Origin of the sequence: Prevotella communis (assembly GCF_022024115.1) — a bacterium.
In the GTDB taxonomy this organism is placed as follows: Bacteria; Bacteroidota; Bacteroidia; order Bacteroidales; family Bacteroidaceae; genus Prevotella; species Prevotella communis.
In genome coordinates this window covers 1,277,024-1,294,335 of record NZ_CP091792.1, presented here as the reverse complement: position 1 = coordinate 1,294,335, position 17,312 = coordinate 1,277,024, and the positions used below count along the sequence as shown (strand labels likewise).

Annotated in this window: 15 protein-coding genes and 1 pseudogene; 12 read left to right on the top strand and 4 right to left on the bottom strand. The window is 44.0% G+C overall.

The window, feature by feature from the left end:
* The first annotated feature begins 43 nt into the window (after window positions 1–43).
* The 5 genes from L6468_RS04985 (at window position 44) to L6468_RS04965 (ending at window position 4,085) form a co-directional block, all read left to right on the top strand.
* Window positions 44–2,272, top strand: coding sequence for a VapE domain-containing protein (locus L6468_RS04985; protein WP_237795911.1), 2,229 nt, complete (start codon window positions 44–46; stop codon window positions 2,270–2,272).
* A 248-nt stretch (window positions 2,273–2,520) separates the two neighbouring features.
* Entirely contained in the window at window positions 2,521–2,811 is a 291-nt protein-coding gene (locus L6468_RS04980; protein ID WP_237795910.1) for a hypothetical protein, read from the top strand.
* A gap of 186 nt (window positions 2,812–2,997) precedes the next feature.
* Entirely contained in the window at window positions 2,998–3,468 is a 471-nt protein-coding gene (locus L6468_RS04975) for an HU family DNA-binding protein (protein WP_091815593.1), read from the top strand.
* 74 nt (window positions 3,469–3,542) lie between these two features.
* Complete coding sequence (locus L6468_RS04970; RefSeq protein ID WP_176756948.1) at window positions 3,543–3,638, top strand: smalltalk protein; 96 nt, start codon at window positions 3,543–3,545, stop codon at window positions 3,636–3,638.
* Between the two features lie 15 nt (window positions 3,639–3,653).
* On the top strand, window positions 3,654–4,085 hold the full coding sequence (locus L6468_RS04965) for an N-acetylmuramoyl-L-alanine amidase (protein WP_237795909.1): 432 nt from the start codon (window positions 3,654–3,656) through the stop codon (window positions 4,083–4,085).
* A 76-nt stretch (window positions 4,086–4,161) separates the two neighbouring features.
* Here L6468_RS04965 and L6468_RS04960 read toward each other — a convergent pair whose 3' ends face one another.
* Window positions 4,162–5,019 (bottom strand): glycosyltransferase family 2 protein, encoded by an 858-nt coding sequence (locus tag L6468_RS04960; protein WP_237795902.1) that lies wholly within the window; start codon window positions 5,017–5,019, stop codon window positions 4,162–4,164.
* A 201-nt stretch (window positions 5,020–5,220) separates the two neighbouring features.
* Between L6468_RS04960 and L6468_RS04955 the strand changes: the two genes are divergently transcribed.
* Complete coding sequence (locus tag L6468_RS04955; protein ID WP_237795899.1) at window positions 5,221–7,227, top strand: DUF4842 domain-containing protein; 2,007 nt, start codon at window positions 5,221–5,223, stop codon at window positions 7,225–7,227.
* Window positions 7,228–7,578: 351 nt separating this feature from the next.
* On the opposite strand, the gene L6468_RS04950 is transcribed toward L6468_RS04955, so the two are convergent.
* On the bottom strand, window positions 7,579–8,610 hold the full coding sequence (locus L6468_RS04950) for a glycosyltransferase family 2 protein (protein WP_237795897.1): 1,032 nt from the start codon (window positions 8,608–8,610) through the stop codon (window positions 7,579–7,581).
* A gap of 160 nt (window positions 8,611–8,770) precedes the next feature.
* Here L6468_RS04950 and L6468_RS04945 point away from each other — a divergent pair, with 160 nt between their 5' ends.
* From L6468_RS04945 to L6468_RS14750, 3 genes and pseudogenes are all read left to right on the top strand, one after another.
* Window positions 8,771–9,823 (top strand): glycosyltransferase, encoded by a 1,053-nt coding sequence (locus L6468_RS04945; RefSeq protein ID WP_237795895.1) that lies wholly within the window; start codon window positions 8,771–8,773, stop codon window positions 9,821–9,823.
* A 1-nt stretch (window position 9,824) separates the two neighbouring features.
* Window positions 9,825–10,928, top strand: a pseudogene (locus L6468_RS04940) (glycosyltransferase family protein); the annotation flags it as partial.
* On the top strand, window positions 10,905–12,116 hold the full coding sequence (locus L6468_RS14750) for a glycosyltransferase family 4 protein (RefSeq protein WP_348535136.1): 1,212 nt from the start codon (window positions 10,905–10,907) through the stop codon (window positions 12,114–12,116). The pseudogene L6468_RS04940 and the gene L6468_RS14750, both read left to right, overlap by 24 nt.
* Here L6468_RS14750 and L6468_RS04930 read toward each other — a convergent pair.
* Window positions 12,055–13,209 (bottom strand): glycosyltransferase family 4 protein, encoded by a 1,155-nt coding sequence (locus tag L6468_RS04930; RefSeq protein WP_237795894.1) that lies wholly within the window; start codon window positions 13,207–13,209, stop codon window positions 12,055–12,057. The two genes, L6468_RS14750 and L6468_RS04930, sit on opposite strands and share 62 nt — an antisense overlap.
* A gap of 140 nt (window positions 13,210–13,349) precedes the next feature.
* On the opposite strand from L6468_RS04930, the gene L6468_RS04925 reads away from it, so the two are divergent.
* The 3 genes from L6468_RS04925 (at window position 13,350) to L6468_RS04915 (ending at window position 16,526) form a co-directional block, all read left to right on the top strand.
* Window positions 13,350–14,507: a glycosyltransferase gene (locus L6468_RS04925; protein ID WP_237795893.1), complete on the top strand. Its 1,158-nt coding sequence runs from the start codon at window positions 13,350–13,352 to the stop codon at window positions 14,505–14,507.
* 45 nt (window positions 14,508–14,552) lie between these two features.
* Window positions 14,553–15,677, top strand: a complete 1,125-nt coding sequence (locus L6468_RS04920; RefSeq protein ID WP_237795891.1) for a glycosyltransferase family 4 protein — start codon at window positions 14,553–14,555, stop codon at window positions 15,675–15,677.
* A gap of 93 nt (window positions 15,678–15,770) precedes the next feature.
* On the top strand, window positions 15,771–16,526 hold the full coding sequence (locus L6468_RS04915; protein WP_237795889.1) for a polyprenol monophosphomannose synthase: 756 nt from the start codon (window positions 15,771–15,773) through the stop codon (window positions 16,524–16,526).
* A gap of 18 nt (window positions 16,527–16,544) precedes the next feature.
* On the opposite strand, the gene L6468_RS04910 is transcribed toward L6468_RS04915, so the two are convergent.
* A complete protein-coding gene (locus tag L6468_RS04910; protein ID WP_091815545.1) occupies window positions 16,545–17,303 on the bottom strand; it encodes a lysophospholipid acyltransferase family protein in 759 nt (252 codons plus the stop codon).
* Between the last annotated feature and the right edge of the window lie 9 nt (window positions 17,304–17,312).

The following is a 17,312-nucleotide window of genomic DNA, read 5'->3' as shown; positions in this document are numbered from 1 at the left end:
ATAAAATGCAGTAACCACTTGATATACAAACCATTTTTAGACTATGAACCTTCAAGACATTAAAGTAAGTATTTTCAATAATCTGAGTTCCTACGAGAGTAAACCAATAAACCTTAACACGGTGCTATGGTGGATAAAAAACGACCAGAGCGTAGCACAGAAAACAGAACTCTACCGTAATCTTGCAATGACCATCACGCGCAAAGAAGCCAACAAAAAGGTGAAGAATGCCATGATGCCAGCCTTCTCTGTGGCGGTTCTACTCAACGGCGTAGGCAGACAGACCACCCACGTCACGCGTGTGACAGGACTTTCTATCTGTGATATCGACCACGTTGTAAGTGAAAAGGTAAAAGTAAATAGTGAAAAATTTGCTACCGCCATGAACACGATGTTCCAGAAGATTATTGCAGATCCCCACACCGTCCTGGCATACCGTACCATCAGTGGTGAGGGATTCCGGATTATCTTCTGTTACGAAGACGAACAAGGGATGCCTCCTGAGAACGGCATTCTTTACCGGGCGGCCTACAGGAAGGGCAACCAATACTATGCAGAACTTTGTGGCGTGGCCTACGACGGACTGTGTGGCGACATCACCCGTCTCAGTGGTATTGCCCATGATGCGGATGCTGTATTAAACCTCAACGCTGAGCCCTTCATCATCACCGACGACGAGGCTGCGGCAGCTAACACGGCAGCTGACACAGAATCAGGCAAGCGTCGAAAGGACGACCCTGTGGGCACTCATCATGCCGAGGTTGATGCAGCCTGGGCTGTCATCGAACTGATGCTCGCGAAACGCGATATCACCTACGGGCCTGGCACTCATCATCATTACGTGATGCATGCCACTCATCTGTTCAACCATTTCGGTGTGCCAAAGGAAGAGGTGCTGGCATGGGCAGCACAAAACTGGTGCGACTACGACCAAAAGCAGCGCGAGAGCATCATCCACTGGGTGTACCAGAACAGGCAGGACGAGCATGGTCGTTGGCGGTTGAATAAGGGTGGCCGGCCAAAGGAGGTGTCCATGATTACGCTGCCAGATATCGTAAAGTGGCTCAGCAGCAACAAAGTGGAGGTTACCTATAACCAGATATCCGACCAGACTTCCTATACGGAGAATAACGGAGAATGGAAATCGTTGGAAGACAGTGATATATGCAGTCTGCGCCGCCGTATGGCTGCTGATACAGGGAAACGTGTCCTGAAATCGGATCTGAAGGATATGCTGATGAGCGACTATGCGCATCGTATTCATCCGGTGCGCGACTATGTGCGTCAGTTACCAACATGGGATAAAGTGGACCGTGTCAGTCAGTTGGCCGCTCATGTGCATATTGACCCGGTACAGGAGGGGCAGAAGCCAGAGGAAGCCCAGGAACTCTTTCTGTGGGCACTCCACAAGTGGCTGGTGGCTACCATGGCCGACTGGCTCAGTGATGATATCTGTAATGAGACTATCCTCACGCTCATCGGGCCTCAGGGTGTATACAAGACCACCTTCTTCCGCTATCTGCTACCACCTACGTTGCGTCCCTACTATCTGGAGAATTCAAGCAACTCCTTCTCGCAGAAGGATGACCAGATAGCCCTGGTCGAGAACTGTCTGGTGGAGATTGAGGAGATTGACATGTTCAAGGATCGTGATAATGCCGAACTGAAGTCTTTATCGACCAAGGTCACGTTGAAGGTGCGCAGACCTTACGATAAGTTTGTCATGACCAAGCACCGGCTGGCATCACTCTGTGCCACGGGTAATCAGGAGCATTTCCTGACGGACAAGACAGGCAACCGACGTTGGCTCTGTTTCCGCGTGGCAAATATCGACAACCCACGGGTATGGGACTTTAACTACGAACAACTCTATGCGCAGTTGCGTGATGAGTATTACGATGGCTTTACTTATTGGTTCGATAAAGCTGATGAGGAGCGCATGCAGCATCAGAACGAGAATTTCCGCATCGTGTCCGACGAGGAACAGTTCATCCGTGACCGTTTCCGCAAGCCTCGTCCTGGTGAACCCTTCAAGTATCTCAACGCTGCCACTATCGCCCAGATGATATCCTATAACCACCAGCCCATCACCTCCCGTAGTGTTGCTTTGGTCATGAAGTCTCTTGGTTTTCATGCCGAGCGAAAAACCATGGGGCGTTACTACAAACTCTATATTATGGATTCGAATGAGTCACAACGCACCATCTCCAATTCGCCATCAGAATCTGCTAAGAATCAGACAGTTGAGAAAGACCTACCATTCTTACCATGACGCGAGTGTCACGAGTATTCCAACTTTTCCTTAAGAAAAACCATTCACCTCGAACCAAATATATTTCTTTATAGAAAGGTTGAAAACCTCGTGTCATTCGTGTCATAAATATAATAAATTATATTTAAGAATTGAGTAAAAAAAAAGCAAAAAGATGAGACCTCATTAATCTCCAATTTGTTTATCTGTAGCATTCAACTTAAAAAACATTTTTATCAACCTGTTTCCCAACCATCATCAAGTTAGTTATGATCAATTTCTACGACAAAAATCGATTTATCAGCAAGAGCACGTTAGCCCGCCTGGCCGACGTCAGTCCTCGCACCTTCCGCCGCTACCTTGCCACCCGCCGCCCCATCCTGGACGCCATGGGCATCAGTCCAAAGGCACAGAAGCTTCCTCCACAGGCCGTCCGCTATATCTGTGAGGACTACTGTATAGATCTGCCTCCCGAACTTCAGGATCAGGAAGCGCTATCAAAGTCTCCCCTCTTCCAGAATTTCCTCCGCATGCTTCAGCAGCGCCAACCTCTCTATTGATTTCCCACACTGAAATAAAAATAATCTGTGAGAGATGGACAGAGTGGGACAGCCATACCGGGGATTGTCGTACCTTTGCATTGTGTTAAGAACAGCACAGGAATCTGGGAAAATCCCAGTGGAGTATTGACAAGGCCTCGCGCGCAGCCACATCATACTTCTTTCGCCTCACATCAAACAACATTTATGGTTCGTTACATCTTACATCAGATCAAAATCAAATCCAGCCATTCCTTTGGCAAGTGGTTTGCCAAGAACGTGGTAGAGGAGACCATCGACCTCGACGCTCTCGCTGAGCACATGAGTAGCCACAACTGCCCCTACTCCAAGGGTGCCATCAAGGGCGTCCTCACCGACATGATTACCTGCATCAAGGAACTCCTTCTGGAGGGCAAGAACGTGAAGATAGATCACCTTGCCATCTTCTCCCTGGGCATCAAGAACAAGGTGACGTCCGATGCCGAGTCCGACTTCTCTATCTCAAAGAACATTGAGGGCGTGAAACTCAAGGCTCGTGCTACCGGTGAACTTATGAGTAAGTCGCTCAACTTGGAGGCTACCCTGAAGAAGGCAGCCTATGTCAATGGCAAAATCACCACCAGCGAAGAGCCCACCACGCCATCAGACTCAGGCAACAGTGGACCAGTGAACCCTTAAACATTAAAGATTAAACATTAAACATTAAAGATTAAACATTAAAGATTAAACATTAAGCATTAAAGATTAAAACCATGAAGAACAAGACAGTTTGGAAGTTCGTCATTCAGACAACCATCAGTATCCTCTCAGCTATCGCCACCGCCATCGGTGTCGCCAGCTGCAGATAACCCAAAAGAAAAGCTATGCGTAAAATCAACCTAATCGTTATCCATTGTTCAGCCACCCGCTGCAACCAACGCTACTCCATCGACAGTCTCCGTGACGACCACAACGCCCGTTTCCACAACAAGGGCATCGGTTATCATTACTACATCGAGCGCGATGGTCAGCTCCACAAACCCCGTGACGAGTCAGAGGTAGGCATGCACGCCCTCCATTACAATGCCCACTCCATCGGCATCTGCTACGAGGGAGGGCTGGACGAAAAGGGCCGCTCCTGCGACACCCGCACCCCAGCCCAGCGTGCCGCCATGCTCGCCCTACTCCGCTCTCTCAAGTCCGCCTATCCCGATGCTGAGATCAAGGGTCACTGTGAACTCGAAGGCGTCCACAAGGACTGCCCCTGTTTCAACTGTCAGGAGTACCGCGATTATTTCGCGAACATTAAACCTTAACCATTTTCAAGAGCAGCGCATCCCAAAAGGGTGCGCTGCAATATTATTACATCTAAGCAATATGTCAATAAAATAATTATTGTGTCTTCTTCACCAGATTATCTTCAGAATCATCGTAGTGATCGGTCTTGTGGAAGATGCGAGTAATACCTTTACCTTGTATCTTGATACGATTCCAAAGACTCTGAAGCAACGAACTTTCGTTAAGAGTTCCATATCCTGTAACTGGTCGTGCCTTTCGGTTGTAAAGGAAAGCTATCTTGCCAAACTTTTTTAGTTCTAATGCCAATGATCCATCCTCGCCACGACGAATATCAGTACGGATGCTTATTTGTTTAGCATAATCAGTTCGAAAAGCAAAAGTCATTCCACGAATATTCAGTTCCGGACGTTTGAAATGTTGAATCCACAAAAATGTATCGCGAATCAACTCAAAGAAAAACAGACCTATAGTAGAATGTTTCTCATCAGGATAATAGCTCCAAAAAGTGCCAACACATGACACTCCTGGCTTCTCTAACTTCCGCATCATCAAATCTACATAACAGGAAGGATAGAGTGTGTCAGCATCAATAAAGAAATGGAATTTGCCCTTTGCATGAAGCAAACCACACTGGCGAGCAAAACCAGGACTCTGCCGAGTCTCATTAAAATATGGAACACCAAAGGCCTTGTAAACCTCCTCTGTTTCATCCTTCGAATTGTTGTTGACGCCAAGAATCTCTATAGGATATTTAGTTTTCAATTGACTCAGCGACCACAAACAAGCAGGCAAACGTGTTGATTCATTATAAGCAATAACCACCACAGAGACTAACGGTTCAGGACTCTGTAGTTTTGCTAAACAATCACGAGTCACATCAACGACAGGTTGAGGCACCTCACTGAAAGGTTTCCCATAGATAGTCAAGTACTTATCATACCAATTTGCCATAATCACAATCACGGATTCTACCATGCAAAGGTAACAAATAAAATCAAATAAAGGGTAAAAAGAAGAGTATATCATCGCCCAGAATTAAAAAATATGTTAAATAATCACCACTTTCATGCATTTTATACAACTCTTTAAGGATTAAATAATGTAAAAATTGTATATTTGTAGGCAAAATACTAGCATAAAACAATTAATCTCATGAAAAAATCTATTACCTTAGCAATGCTGTCAGCATTTATTCTGACGGGTTGCATCAAGAAGGACTACATGGACTATCCTCCACAGCCCAATGAAAGCGAAGAGGCCATTGCGAACTTTGAACAGAGATATGGTGTCAAGATCGATTCTAATCAGGATTGGAACAGTACCGTTAGCAGTGAAGTAAAAATCACGGCCAATGCAAATCTTAACGACATCGTAAAGGTTCAGATTCTGACTGAGTCACCCTTCCTGAACAACGAGGCCAAGGTATTGAACGAGGCCCAAGTCCAAAAGGGAGCAACAGTCAAACTGACCTACTCTATTCCAAACATCTATAAGCAGTTGATTGCCGCATGTATTGACAGCAAGGGCGTTTACTTCATTCAGGTATTCAATGTAGGACAGGAAAGCGTTAGTTTCCCACAAGCCAATGCCTCATCACGTAGAGCCGCTAAGAGCGAGGCTCCCACTTTCGACAAAATCAAACTGGGGGCTCCCCAAAAGTCACTGAACACACAGCGTGCTGAGTCGGACGATGCTAAATACGACGCATGGAACAACTCGAACTGGAGTGACCAGATGTGGGCTCCTGTAGATCAGGATTTTGACAACGGATGGCGTATGGATATTTGTGTAGAAAATGGCATTAAAATTAACAACAGAGGTGTCATCTTCCGAGATGGTATTGCAGACTTCGCTGAGGGCGAGTTGGAAAATGTAAAGGCTATCCTCAATGTTTTTCTTCAGAAGTATGCTAGCGCAGATAAGAAAATCAAAAAGAATAATCTTCCTGCCATTCGCAACAGTGCCTATTTCAAGACTGACAACAACTATTTCGAGACCGACGGCAATCCCGTTACCTTGATTCCCATCCAGGCCTTTACGGACGACTTCAAGCAGAACCACATCTACTACTATTATTTCAGGCCGGAGGATATTCCATCAGGCATGAGCGAGGTTGACTATATCAAACAGTTGCCTAAATACAAAGCTATACAGGTGGAACGTATACAGACAACTGTCGAAAAGAATGATAGTGCAATCTATCACAGACGTGAATTCTTGTTGCCGTTCTACGAAGAGGCACCCTTCAAAGGAGAAGTCAAGGCCAGCGCCACCTTCCCTGCCGGCTATAAAATTGGTTTCCTGAACCAGAAATGTCAGAACGGCACAGATATTTCCAATAATAAATACGGATGTACATATGGTGACGGCCGTCTGAATGAAGAGGTGAATCATTTCGGGGACTTCAAAAAAGCCATGGATAAGAGTTTGGGTGGTGAAACCGAGGAAGGCATGACCTATACAGACCCGCGTATTGCTACGTTCACAGCCAACGGAAAAACCTATATGTGCTTTGAGGAAGGTGTAGACTGCAACTTTACCGATATGGTGATTGAGGTTGGTGGAGGTCTTATCCAAATCGATGAGAAGCCCCAGCCTGAAGCCGAAGCCTACACGATGTGCTTTGAAGACCGTCCTCAGACTGCTGACTACGATATGAACGACGTTGTTCTTCGTACCACACGTCTTGGCGAAGACAAGATTCAGCTCAGCATCATTGCCTGCGGTGCCTACGACGCCATTGTATTGGGTGGTATCCAAGGTAGTGAGGAGAAAGGCTTCAACGGTAAAGAAGTCCACGAGTTATTCGGATACAGATATGACCAAAAGGTATTTATCAATACCGAAAAGAATGCGGCATACATAGAGCCCGTCACCGAGATTGTTACCGTTGAAAAGAACCTGAGCATGGATGACTTCCTGAAGTCAATCTACATTGAGAACCGCACAACGGGCAAAACTATTAAGGTGCCAGAAAAGGGTGAGGCCCCCAACGCCATCATCGTTCCCACCAGCTTCCGTTATCCGCTGGAGAGGAAGAGTATAACAGATGCTTATCCCGACTTCCTGACCTGGGCTGTCAACATGAATGTGAACAAAGACTGGTATCTCTATTGGGAAGAAGACTTTGTTTATCCAGACAAGTTCAGCAATCAATAAACAATCATAATTAACAGATTACAATAATGAGGATGCACGCATCCTCATTATTATTTTTTACGATTCCCGACTTCTCATATATCTCAGCCGTCCGATTTGTAGAATCATTGTCAACACCAATAATCTCCACAGGATATTTACACTTGATTTCACTGATAGTCCACAGAAATGCCTGCAAGTGTTTGTTTCTCCTCCTTATAAGCAATTATTACGATAGACGCCAAGGGCTGGGCTCTGTAAGGCCTGCAGGACTATTCTAACCTCAGCAAGCACAGATTCAAGTACCTCAAAAAAGGGACGTCCGTAGATAGTAAGATATGGAGCATACCAATGTAACATAAGATAATGCATTCAGAATTTATGAAAACACTGGAAACGATTAGCCAAGAGAGCCACGCTACGTTCCAACTCGTGAACATGATGACGAAACATCGACCAGCGCAGCAAAGAATAAAATGGTTGAAACATCAAGAGAAAATATAAAGACAGTATCAGTCGACCATCTTTGACTACCTGTCCATACAAACGACGCTTTATCAACATCAAATCATCCCTTACCTGAGGATTTACATTACCCTTGTGCAGAATATCCATTGCATTCAGAATATAATGGAAGATAAATATCTTGTGATCCACATAGACATCACGTTCTGAAGTATTAATCAGATCGGCAAAAACACGTACAAAACTACGAATTGATTTCGTGGCATTGATATGGGTCGTATTCATAGTCGAGCAAGGGTTATACTCATAGATATAGGTCACATCAGGCAAAACCAAAATAGAGTCTATGCAGTGGAACAGGCGATTAGACCACTGAATATCCTCGAATACTATACCCTTGACAAAATATAAAACATGATATATAAAGAAATCACGACGTATCAATTTATTCCATGCACATAGGCTCAGACGCCCTTTATAGAAATTCTTGAGAATCTCATTACGATTGGTCAGGAACCTCATCTCTTTACATGGAGGATAGGACTTTCGATCCTCACAATGATAGAAAGCTCCGTCCACCACATCTGCCTCAGGATGCGTCCTAAGAGCTTCGAGCATCAACATCAGACTGCCTGGCACAAGATGGTCATCAGCATCAAGAAACAATAGATAGTCACCTTGAGCTGCAGCTACACCAGTGTTCCTAGCTACCGACTGACCTTGATTCACCTCGTGATGAAGAATCCGGAAACTGACAGAACCATCATATGTAGAAAAAAAAGCCTCAGCCACTGCTATACTGTCATCGGTCGAACAATCATCAACCAACAGGCACTCTATCCTTGCAGCATCAGTAGCTTGAGCTACAACCGACTCAAGACACCGTTGAATATATGCCGACACATTATAGACAGGAATGATGATTGAAACAGTGTACATAACCAATAATGGCTGAAATTCTGATGCAAATATAACACATTCGAATGGAAAGAACAAGTTTTTTGGGCATTTTTATCATTTTTTCATCGGAAATGTTTGGTCATTGAAATGAAATTGCGTAACTTAGCCAACAAAAAAATAAAACATACATATATTTCGAATGACCTATCCATATCTTATCACCATTGGGATGCCTGTCTATGGCGTCGAAAAATACATTAGAAAATGTTTGCTGTCAGTACTAGATCAAACGTTTGAGGGTGATACAGAAATCCTCGTCGTTGATGATTTAGGCCCAGACAAGTCGATGGATATTGTCAAGGAGATTCAAACATCCCATCCCAAAGGCCATAAGATACGAATTATCACCCAGCCCAAGAACATGGGGTGCTGGGCAGCCAGAAACACTATTCTTAACGAGGCTAAAGGAAAGTATCTGCTATTGGTGGACAGCGACGACTATCTAGCACTTGATGCTGTAGAAAAAATGTACCGGACGGCCGAGGAGTATCAGGCCGAAGCGGTATACGGCTCTGTAGAATCTGTAGACGAAGAGGGACATTCGGCCAACTTCAGCCAGGGCGACATGAAGTTGCCATTCAAGCTACTATTGGAAAAAGATTCTCTTGCAGCATATGCTAATCAGAACATTCATGCCACTCTCTATAACTTTATCTGGAACGTACTTTTAAGAACAGACTTTATCAAAAAAAATCATCTTCGCTTCCATGAAACTCGCTTTGCCGATGATATTCTCTTTGAGACCGACATGCAGCCGCTGATAGAAAGAGCGGTACTGCTTCCCGATGATACATATTACTATGTGTTACGTCCAGGCTCGTTATCAAATTTCCAAATCAGGAACGAAATCAAGCTATCTGAGATTGAGCAATATATCAAAATTTATTCATATATTAAAAACCAGGTTAAAACACTCAAGGACAAATCGTACTACGAAACACGCTGCGCAAAAGTCATGATTTATATGTTTTATATCATGTGTGGGGCACTAAAGAATAGGGAAAAAATAAAACCCCACCTCACCAACAAAACGATTCGCAATGCCATGCGCCATCCCGTGAGAGTGAGAGAGATTCTCAGATTCAAGCAGCAGCGTGCCGCCAACTTAGGATTCTGGTTCATGGGGGCTTTACCACCTTTTCTGTCGGTGGCAGTTCTGAAACTTGTGGCCAAAAAGAAAAAACTGATGTAAAATGAAAGTCCTGTTCCTAATCTTCCACGGATTCGACCCCAACAATGGTATTAGCAAAAAAATTACTTACCAGTTGGACGCCTTCAAGGCGAATGGCCATGAGGTTCACCTATGTTATATGGACGAGACCAACGGAAAATGCCGTATCGTAGACAATCAAGTCATCGTGAACTATGGCAACGGCATCAAGGGTAAGATTCTTAAACGCATTGAATTTGGATCGATTGTAGATTATGCCATTAGAGCGAACATCAACTTTGTTTATATACGTTCCAACCATAATGCCAATCCCTTTACCATCCACATGGTTAAACGCATGAAGCAGACGGGCATGAAGGTTGTCATGGAGATTCCCACATATCCATACGACCAGGAATATTTCAATATATCCATGCGTCGCCAGCTGATTCAAGACAAACTATTCAGGCATCGTTTTGCCCAGCAATTAGATGCAATTGTTACCTTTGCCGAAGAGGATTTTATCTTCGGGCAACAGACTATCAAGATTTCCAACGGTATAGACTTCAACTCAGTCAGATTGAAACATGAAGCACATCATCCAGATAACGAGCTACACTTAATTGGCGTGGCCGAAATTCATAAATGGCACGGATTTGATAGGGTTATCAAGGGCATGGCAGAATATTACGCTACACCTAGGGAAATGATAGTTTATTTCCATATGGTGGGCTACTTCTTCTCACCCATTGAGGAAGAAGAAATAACAAGAATCATTAAAGATAACCACCTTGAACCATATGTTATCCTGCACGGCAAGAAGCACGGTACAGAACTAGACGAAATATTCGACCAATGCGACTTTGGCATCGGTAGCCTTGGACGCCACCGAGTAGGCATCACAGACATCAAGACTCTGAAGAATCGCGAGTATGCAGCGCGAGGTATTGCCTTTGTCTACTCTGAGACAGATACGGACTTCGACTCACGTCCCTACGTCATGAAGGTGGCTGCCAATGAAAGCGCAGTGAGCATCGAGGACATCATTCAGTTCTATCATCAGTTGACCGTCACACCTCAGATCATCAGACAATCTATTGAGAATCTGTCGTGGAAAAACCAGATGAAACGGGTCATCGACGCAGTCTATCAAGAGCATAAAAACAATGACGACTCTACCCGACTAGCTTACTGTATCCCATCGCTGGACCACTCAGGAGGCATGGAACGCGTACTCACGGCTAAGGCCAACTATCTGGCAGACGAACTGGATTACGAAGTCAATATCATCATAACCGATGATAAGGGTCAAAAACCATATTTCCAGCTATCTCCGAAGGTCAACGTCATTCAACTGGACATCAACATCGACAGTCTGTGGCAGTATCCTATTTGGAAAAGACTGTACCTTTATCATCAAAAGATGGACGAATTTAAGCTAAGGCTGTCCATGTGTCTGCAACGCTTGCAGCCCGACATCACTATCTCGTTGCTACGAAGAGAAATCAATTTCCTGTGTGATATCAAGGACGGTAGCGCCAAGGTAGGAGAGATTCATTTTGGAAGATACAAATACCGTGAGGCAAATTTTATTTTCCTGCCAGACTTTATCAATAGGTTTATTACCCGTAGATGGATGGCTCAGTTAGACAAAAAGGTGAGTCAACTAGACCGCTTTGTCGTATTGACACACGAGGATGCTGCTCTGTGGCATAAACAGGACAACCTACAGGTCATACCCAACCCCATCACCATCATGAATGGCCCATCAGCAAACTATGACCAGAAGCAAGTTATTGCTGTGGGACGATATACATATCAAAAAGGGTTTGACCTACTCATCAGAGCATGGAAAAAGGTATTTGCAATGCATCCCGACTGGCAACTGAACATCTATGGCGGTGGTAATCGCGAGCAGTATCAAGCGCAAGCCGAGGCATTGGGACTGCAAGATGCAGTGATGTGTCATGGTCCCGTCAGCAATATCCGTGAAAAATATGCCGAAAGCGCCATCTTTGTGCTCAGCTCGCGCTTCGAGGGTCTGCCTTTGGTCTTGATGGAAGCTATGGCTACGGGACTGCCACCAGTAGCTTTTGCGTGTCAGTGCGGACCCAAGGACATCATTAACAACGGCATTGACGGTATCTTGTGTAAAGCAGAGGACATCGATGAATTGGCAAATGGAATCAACTCTCTCATTGACAACGAAGATACAAGAAGATCAATGGGAAAGAAGGCTGCCATAAATATCCAACGCTTTTCGATGGATCATATCATGAACCAATGGGACGTCCTTTTCCAAGAGATTCGTAAAAGGCATGCCAACGAGGCATAATGTAATCGGGATGGTATTTCGCAGACTCACGGCGGGCATTAATAGCCATCTCACGGCGTCTATCATCATTCTCTATTAGAGAGCAAATAGCTTCAGCCAATTGAGCAACTTGGTTTACAGGAACCAACAGGCCTGTATAACCATCGTCTACAATAGAACTTGGACCATACTTGCAGTCAAACGAGACCACAGGCAAGCCACATGACATGGCTTCAATCAGCACCAAGCCAAACGACTCAAAACGTGATGACATGACATAGAGGTCGCTTTGCATATACTGGCCAAAGACATCGGTAGTGGCAGTATGAAGAAAGACATTCGGAATATGACATTTTTCTATTGTATCCTTAAGTTGTTCATAACCACCGGCTCCATCGTCACAACTACCGTATGTGTGCAGCTTCCACTGTGGATGACGTCGCTGAACCAATTTCCAAGCTTCAATCAACATGTCATACCCTTTCTGATAGGCATAACGACCTATACTAATAACCTGACAGCGACTTTCATGGACACAAATAGCATCATCATCAGGATAGTAGGCCAGCATATTTGGAATACACACAACCCGCTCATCCATATGCCAATCATACTTTTCGGCCTCAGTCATCACCACAACCTTATCAAATCTTTCAATGGCACGCACCAACTTACTCTTTAACCGACTACCAAGATAAAACCGATAGGTGTGATTCATCTTTTTCAGATTTGAGAAATACGCAGCACGCCCACTATGACACTCTACCACTTTCACTGCGTCGACCTTAACCTTCAGAACAGCCTCCAAATCAGCTACATGCTGATCTACACAGGTAATAACATCAGGACTAATAGACTCCAAACAACGACAGATTGCTTTAATATATTTCCTCTTACTTACAAATCGATCAAAATACTGGAAGAGACCGTGATAGGAACAACGCAGCAAGAAACGGGTGGATAAATCAATATGATGGACTTTTTCAGAAATGGGGAAAGACAAAGGAGCACCATACTGATTACAAGTAATCAGATACACGTCATAAAGTCCACTGTCTGCCAATAGATTTAGCCTCTGTGACAGTACACGCTCCACGCCATTAAGCGACTTCATGTTATTACATAAAAACGCTAACCTCATCCTTCTTCTCTAATAGAACAAACTACTTTTTATTCATTATAACAGATTATTGTGCAAATATAGTGAAAATATTTTGAAACCATCATTTTTTTTTCGTATTTTTGCGAACGAATATGAAACGAATAGGATTTTTGACAGACTCCATCTTCTCGTTTGGCGGTGTACAACGAGTTACAGCAGTAATTGCCAAGGAATTGGCCAGAGACTATGACGTCACTATCGTAACACTTGATAAGCCAGAGCAGGAAGACACTTCATTATATAATTTGCAAGAAGCAGACATTCATTATCGTTTCTTTCAATATCCGGAAACACCGCGATGGAAGCAACTGATTTGCAAAACCTATAGCTATCTTTATCGAAAGATTTTACCACAGACAAAAATTACATCTAACCTCTATGCGTATAGTTCATATCCATCAGAAAAAAGAGACGCACTGGTAAAAGAACTGATAGCGGGAGAATACAATGTAATTATCGGTGTTCATGCTCCATTATCAGTCCGTTTAGCTGCATATAGGTCAAAATTAGGGAACATCAAACTGATTGGGTGGATTCACAATTCATACGAAGCTCTCTTTGGTACTGGCTCCCTGTACATTGGACCAGAGTTACGAAAGCATTATGAATATCAACTACAAAAACTAGATAAGACTGTTGTTCTTTGTCAAGATGATGCCCATAAATATCATTTTCCAACAGAAATTATCTATAATCCGTTAACCTTAGAGCCAGGAAAGCCATCACAAGGTGATTCTAAAAGATTTTTAGCAGTAGGACGCTTCTCTCATCGGCATAAGGGATTTGACTTATTAATTGAGGCTTTCAATATCTTTGCAAAAGACAATAAAGAATGGGTACTTGATATAGTTGGGGAAGGAGTGGAAGAACCTCTCTATCGGAAAATGATAGCTGACTATCAATTGGAAGAAAGAATAGCACTTCACCCTTTTACAAATAACATACAAGAATATTACTCCCAAGCACAAGTATACATACTCAGCTCACGATGGGAAGGTTTTGGATTAGTATTGGTTGAGGCGATGGCTCATGGATTACCTATTGTTTCTTCAGATCTTCCAACAAGCAAAGAGATCATGGGCGACTTCGCAATCTATTTCAAGAACGGTAATATAAACGACTTGGCTCGTTCTCTAAAAGATGCAACAGAGATTGATTGGGAAAGGAAATCGAAAGAAGCACTAACCATTGCCAAAAGATTCGACATTACCACAATCTCCAATCAATGGAGGAAACTGATAGATGAATAGCGATATCTCCAAGAATGTTTGACAGCATAAAACTCTACAAGAACCATGATTATAGGTATTGAAGCACAGCGAATTTTCCGCAAAAACAAGCACGGTATGGACTACGTGGTGTTGCAGGAGATTAAAGAACTGCAACAGATAGACACGGAGAATGAATACTATGTATTTGTAAAACCTGGCGAAGACCGTTGTGTCGAGAGTACAAAGAATGTGCATATCATCGAATTAAAGTGTCCTTCATATCCGCTTTGGGAACAATGGGCACTGCCAAGGGCTGCAAAGAAATATGGTGTAGAGATACTACATTGCACAAGCAACACAGCTCCCATCTGGTGTAACATACCATTGGTTTTGACGTTGCACGATATCATTTTCCTTGAGCCCAGGGACAAGCAGAATCATTCTCTATACCAAAATATGGGGTGGCTATACAGGAGATTAGACGTTCCGAGAATACTAAACAAATGTCGCCGCATCATCACCGTATCAAACTTTGAGATGGAGAATATCATTTCTAAACTGGGTATTCCACGCGAACGTATGGCGATGATATACAACGGATACAACAACTGGTTTAAGCCCATTGAAGAGACAAGCGACGTCACTAAGAAATACATTTCTGACGAGGGCTATTTTTTCTTCCTGGGCAATACAGATCCCAAAAAGAATACAGAGCGCACACTGGTTGCTTATTCCAAATATCTACAACAGTCGGACGTAAAACGAAAGTTGCTGATGGCCGATCTGGATGCTGAGTATCTGAATGGTATCATTCAGCGAAACCATATAGAGAATATCAAGGAGCACATCTTAATGCCTGGATATATTGTGAATAGCGACTTACCATATATTTATAATGGAGCATTTGCCTTCCTATATACATCTCTGAGAGAGAGTTTCGGCATTCCCCTGTTAGAGGCAATGGCATGTGGTACTCCCGTCATCACCAGCAACACTTCATCCATGCCAGAAATCGCTGGACATAATGCCATCCTGGTAAATCCTGAGAGTAGTGATGAGATTGCAGAGATGATGCTGCAATTAGAAAGTGACGAGGACTTATATAGGAAACAAAAGGCGTTAGGACTGGAAAGAGCAAAACTTTTCTCATGGCGGAGAACTGCAGAGCAACTGCTCAGGCTTTATCAGGAGGTTGATCGGGAAAAGTAAGTATCATTAGGTCCTTTTATTATTTTTTGATAGTTATTTTTTTGATAGTAACAATAAATTGACTACTTTTGCAGCATTAAAACCATTAAATCGATGAATACAAGCGACAGCATCGTCATAATTCCTACTTATAACGAGAAGGAAAATATAGAGAAGATTATCCGGGCCGTGTTTGGTTTGGAGAAGTGTTTCCATATACTGATTATCGATGACGGTTCTCCCGACGGGACTGCCAATATCGTGAAGGGACTGATGGAAAATGAGTTCAGCGACCGTCTGTTTATCGTAGAACGGAAAGGTAAGTTGGGACTGGGTACGGCTTATATCGCCGGATTCAAATGGGCCTTAGAGCACGACTACCAGTATATCTTTGAGATGGATGCAGACTTCAGTCACGATCCCAACGACCTGCCACGCCTCTATGCTGCATGTCATGACGAGGGTAACGACGTTGCCATTGGTTCACGTTATATCAGTGGTGTGAACGTAGTAAACTGGCCCATGGGACGTGTGCTGATGAGCTACTTTGCATCAAAATACGTGAAGATCGTAACGGGATTCCCCATCCACGATACTACCGCCGGATTCAAATGTTACAAGCGTCGTGTGCTTGAGACCATCGAACTGGACAAGATTCGCTTCAAGGGCTATGGCTTCCAGATTGAAATGAAGTTCACCGCCTGGCGCATTGGCTTCAAGATCAAAGAGGTGCCCGTCATCTTTGTGAACCGCAAGGAGGGAACCAGCAAAATGTCGGGTGGCATCTTCGGAGAGGCATTCTTCGGAGTGATGCGACTACGCTGGGATGGATGGACACGGAAATATCCTGCATTGCCCAAGACAGAGTAACTGCTACACTTACTCTACTTACTGATCGGGGTTTTCCACGAATCCTTGATATTCAGGCACTAAGGCAGACATCACACTGTCATAGGCCTGATTTTTTGTTGCCTCCACATTCTCTGAGCCCTGCCCTACAGGATAGATGGGCTGATGGATGGTCAGGGTAAGGGGATGCCAATGGACAAACTTCATATCTCGCATACGAGGCATGATATTAAAAGAACCATTGATAGTCAGGGGGACGACAGGCAATTGCAACTCGTCGGCCAACATAAAGGCACCCTTCTTGAAGACACCCATATGACCCGTGAACGAACGGGAGCCCTCGGGGAACACAGTAAGACTAGTACCGCCCTTCAGCGTCTCACGAGCCTGGTCATAGGTAGCCTTTACTTTTTTAGGACCACGCTTATCCACAAAAATCTGATGGGTCTTGGCACAGGCAAAGCCTACAAAAGGAATTCTACGCAACTGGTATTTCATCATCCACTTGAAATGACGATTCAGGTAACCATAAATCAGGAAGATGTCAAAGGCTCCCTGATGGTTGGCTACAAAGACATATGACTCTTTCTTATCCAGGTTCTCACGTCCCTCTACACGCACAGGAATGAGGAACAGCCACAGGATGATACGAGCCCATAAACGAGGAGGATAGTTGCCCCAGAAATGACCGAAGCCAAGGGCTGCGCCTATAATGATAGAACTGGTTATGACTACCGTAGTGATGATGGTTAAAGGTAATGCAATAAATAACTGATAAGTATAGTAAAGGTATTTCATTGTTGATAA